Annotated in this window: 3 protein-coding genes and 1 pseudogene; all 4 read right to left on the bottom strand. The window is 71.0% G+C overall.

Annotated elements, in window-relative coordinates:
- On the bottom strand, positions 1-701 hold a 701-nt coding region (locus H5J29_RS23115), incomplete at its 3' end, for an FAD binding domain-containing protein (protein WP_181783139.1).
- Entirely contained in the window at positions 698-3,175 is a 2,478-nt protein-coding gene (locus H5J29_RS23110) for a xanthine dehydrogenase family protein molybdopterin-binding subunit (protein ID WP_181783138.1), read from the bottom strand. The genes H5J29_RS23115 and H5J29_RS23110, both read right to left, overlap by 4 nt.
- Before the next feature lies 1 nt (position 3,176).
- Complete coding sequence (locus H5J29_RS23105; protein WP_181783137.1) at positions 3,177-3,689, bottom strand: (2Fe-2S)-binding protein; 513 nt, start codon at positions 3,687-3,689, stop codon at positions 3,177-3,179.
- Between the two features lie 217 nt (positions 3,690-3,906).
- Positions 3,907-4,183 (bottom strand): annotated as a pseudogene (locus tag H5J29_RS23100) (mycofactocin biosynthesis glycosyltransferase MftF); the annotation flags it as partial.

Below are 4,183 nucleotides of genomic sequence, written 5' to 3'. Positions count from 1 at the left end.
CCGACGAGTGCCGCCTCGACCCCGGAGGCCCGGATCGGCGTGGTGCCCATGTTGGTCAGCCCCACCCGGGCCTCGGCGATCGTGCCGCCGTCCACCCGCAACGCCACCGCGACGGCCACCATCGACCAGGCCTGCGCGACGCGGTTGAACTTCTCGTAGTGGGTCCTCCAGCCCGTGTACTTCGGGAACCGGACCTCGGTGAGGATCTCGCCCTCGCCGATCGCCGTGGTGAAGTAGTCCACGAAGAACTCGGTCGCCGAGACCGTCCGGGACCCGGAGGCACCGGCGATCACGAACTCGGCGTCGAGCGCGAGCGCCACGGCCGCCAGGTCACCGGCCGGGTCGGCGTGGGCGAGCGCCCCGCCGAGCGTCCCGCGGTGGCGTACCTGGGGGTCCGCGACCGTCTCGGTGGCCCTGGCCAGCAACGACACGTGCTGGGTGACCAGGTCGTCCCGCATGACGTCGTGGTGCGGGACCATCGAGCCGATGACGATGCGGTCCCCGTCCTCGCTGATCCGACGCAGCTCCGGGATCCCGCCGAGGTCGACCACCAGGTTCGGCGCCGCCATCCGCAGCCGCAGCACCGGGAGCAGGCTCTGCCCGCCCGCCATGATCTTCGCGTCCTCTCCCCCGTCGACCAGGGCCTGGACGGCCTCGGCCACCGAGGCGGGCTTGACGTAGTCGAACTTCGCCGGGATCACACTTCCCCCTGAGGGTTGTTCGGGTCGATCGAGCCGAGGCCCGCCCCCGGCGAGTGGGTGTCGACGGGGGTCTCCTGGGTCGAGCGACCCTGGGCCTCCTGGATGGCCCGCCAGACGCGCTGTGAGGTCGTCGGCATCTCGACCTCGGTCACGCCGAGGTGCCGGATGGCGTCGATCACGCCGTTGACGATGGCCGGGGTCGAGGCGATGGTGCCCGCCTCGCCGACGCCCTTGACACCCAACGGGTTCGACGTCGCCGGGGTGCTCACGATCTCCGTCGTGAAGCTCGGCAGGTCCGCCGCCGACGGCAGCGTGTAGTCCACGAAGGTGCCGTTGACCAGGGTGCCCTGGTCGTCGTAGTTGGCCTCCTCGAACAGCGCCTGGGCGATGCCCTGCGCGAGCCCGCCGTGCACCTGGCCCTCCGCGATCAGCGGGTTCACGACGTTGCCGATGTCGTCGACGCAGACGTACTGCCGCAGCTCGACCCGACCGGTCTCGGTGTCGACCTCCATCGCGGCGAGGTGGGTGCCGTGCGGGTAGGAGAAGTTCTCCGGGTCGTAGACGGCGTCGGAGTCCAGCGACGGCTCCATGCCCTCCGGGTAGTCGTGCCCGGTGAAGGCCGCGTACGCGATCTCCTGGATCGCCTTGCCCTGGCCGGTGCCGCGGACGGTGAAGGTGCCGTTCGCGAACTCGACGTCGTCCTCGGACGCCTCGAGCAGGTGCGCCGCGATCTTCCGCGCCTTCTCGATCACCTTCTCCGAGGCCTTGACGATCGCGATCCCGCCCACCACGAGGGAGCGCGATCCGTAGGTGTCGAGGCCCTTCGGCGAGACCTGGGTGTCGCCGTGCAGGATCTCGACGTCCTCGAAGGGCACCCCGAGCTGGTCGGCCACGATCTGGCTGAACGCGGTCTCGTGGCCCTGGCCGTGACCGGAGGCCCCGGTCACCACCTCGACCTTGCCGGTGGCGAGCATCCGGACGCTGGCGGCCTCCCAGCCGCCTGCCCCGTAGTTCAGCGAGCCCAGCACCCGGGAGGGCGCGAGCCCACACATCTCGGTGAAGGTCGAGATGCCGATCCCCAGCTGCACCCGGTCCCCGCGGGCGCGCCGCTCGTCCTGCTCGCGGCGGAGCCCGGCGTAGTCGAAGAGCTCGACGGCCCGGTCCGTGGCCTGCTCGTAGTTCCCCGAGTCGTAGGTCAGACCCACGACGGTGGTGAACGGGAACTCCTCGTGCGGGATCCAGTTCTGCTTGCGCAGGTCCAGCGGGTCCCGGCCGAGCTCGACCGCGAGCTCGTCCATGATCCGCTCGATCGCGAAGGTGGCCTCCGGACGCCCCGCCCCCCGGTAGGCGCCGGTGAGCGTCTTGGTGGTGAGCACCGTCGTGCAGGTGAACTTGTAGGCGGGGATCTTGTAGATGGCGTTGAACATGAACGCGCCGAGCACGGGGACACCGGGCCCGACCAGTTCGAGATAGGCCCCCATGTCCGCCAGCAACCGCACGTCCAGGCCGGTGACCGTGCCGTCCTTCTTGGCGGTGATCGTGATGTCCTGCAGCTGGTCGCGGCCGTGGTGCGCCGCGAGCAGCGACTCCGAACGGGTCTCGGTCCACTTGACGGGCTTGCCCGTCTTCTGCGCGGCCAGCAGGCAGAGCATCTCCTCGGGGATGATCGAGAGCTTGCCGCCGAAGCCGCCGCCGACGTCCGGGGCGATGACCCGCAGCTTGCTCTCCGGAATCCCCAGGGTCACCGTGGTCATCGTGCGCAGCACGTGCGGGACCTGGGTCGCCGAGTAGAGGATGATCTGCTCGCCGGTGGGGTCCACCACCACCGAGCGTGGCTCCATGAAGGCGGGGATGAGCCGCTGTTGGCGGAACCGCCTGCGGACCACGACCGAGTCCGGGTCGGCCTCGGCGGCGGCGATCGCCTCGTCGACGCTGCCGCCGGTGCCTGCGGCCGCCGCGTCGAACACCCAGACGTCGCTGATGTTCGAGCCGAGCGACGGGTGGACGAGGGTCGCGCCGTCCTGGACGGCGGCCTCCATGTCGAGGACCGGGTCGAGGGGGTCGTAGTCGATCTCGACGAGGTCCGCGGCGTCCCGCGCGGCCGCCGCCGAGCGGGCGAGCACGATCACGACGCCCTCACCGGCGAAGTGCACGGTGTCGATCGCCAGCAACGGGCGCTGCGGGGCCTTCTCGTCCGGGGTCAGCGGCCAGGCGTGGGGCAGCCCGATCTCCTCGGCCCCGAGGTCCGCGGCCGTGTAGACCCCGTACACCCCGGGTGCGGAGCGCGCCGCCTCCGAGTCGATGGCGACGATCTTCGCGTGCGCGATCGGGGACCGGACCACGTGCATGTAGATGGTTCCGGGCGGGGTGATCGAGTCGGTGTAGCGGGTCCGGCCGGTGATCAGCCGCGCGTCCTCCTTGCGGGTCCGCGACTGGCCGAACTCGAGGGCGCTGCGGTCGGTGGTGGCGGTCATGTCAGTCCCCCGCCACGGGTGCGGGCTGCTCGGTCGGCACGCCCGCGCCCGGCTTCATCATCTGCGCGGCGCGCTGCACCGAGCGGACGATGTTCTGGTAGCCGGTGCAGCGGCAGAGGTTGCCCTCGATGCCCTCGCGCACCTCGTGCTCGTCGGGGTCGGGGTTGTCCCCGAGCAGGTCGACGGCCGCCATGATCATTCCCGGCGTGCAGTAGCCGCACTGCAGGCCGTGACACTCGTTGAAGGCCTTCTGCACGGGGTGCAGCTCGCCGTCGCGGGCCAGGCCCTCGATCGTGAGGACCTCGGCGCCGTCCGCCTGGACGGCCAGCACGGAGCAGGACTTCACGCTCTGCCCGTTCAGGTGCACGGTGCAGGCTCCGCAGTTGCTGGTGTCGCAGCCGACCACGGTTCCGGTCTTGCCCAGGCGCTCTCTGAGGTAGTGGACCAACAACATTCGGGGCTCGACCTCGTCGGCGTAGTTCACGCCGTCGACGGTCACCCGGACCTCTGCCATGAGTTTCTCTCCCAACCGCGGTGGTGGTCGCGTGCCGCCGGTTCACCCGGCGCTCTCGGGCCCGCCAGGGCTGTGGCGGCGACCACATCACACTCCCGATCATCAACGGGTGCAAGACGGCTTCGGACCGCTCACCTGCCCGATGGCACCGCGGTCCGCAGGCGCGGAGTCATCACGCGATCGAATCCGCACACACGGCGACAACCCGCCAGATCGTTCACCTGTCCGGACCAATCCCCTTGGTGGGTCCGCCCGGTCCGGTGGGCAGCAGCGCCGCCGGGTCGCGATCCCGCAGGGCACCCCACCAGAGGCCGGCGCCGTAGGCCAGGTCGTCGAGCCGGTGGGCGACCACATGGGTCAGCGGATCGGTCCGCACCGCGGGGTCGCGGTCCCGGTGGACCCACCAGTCCCCCAGCCCCTCCGCGACGGCGGCGAACAGCACCGCGCGCCGCGCCCGTCGGGAGAAGGGGAGCAGGGCCGCCGCGACGGGCCAG

This window comes from Pseudonocardia pini, assembly GCF_013870575.1.
In the GTDB taxonomy this organism is placed as follows: Bacteria; Actinomycetota; Actinomycetes; order Mycobacteriales; family Pseudonocardiaceae; genus Pseudonocardia; species Pseudonocardia pini.
Note: the sequence above shows the minus strand (reverse complement) of the source record. Positions and strands in the feature narration are given on the sequence as shown.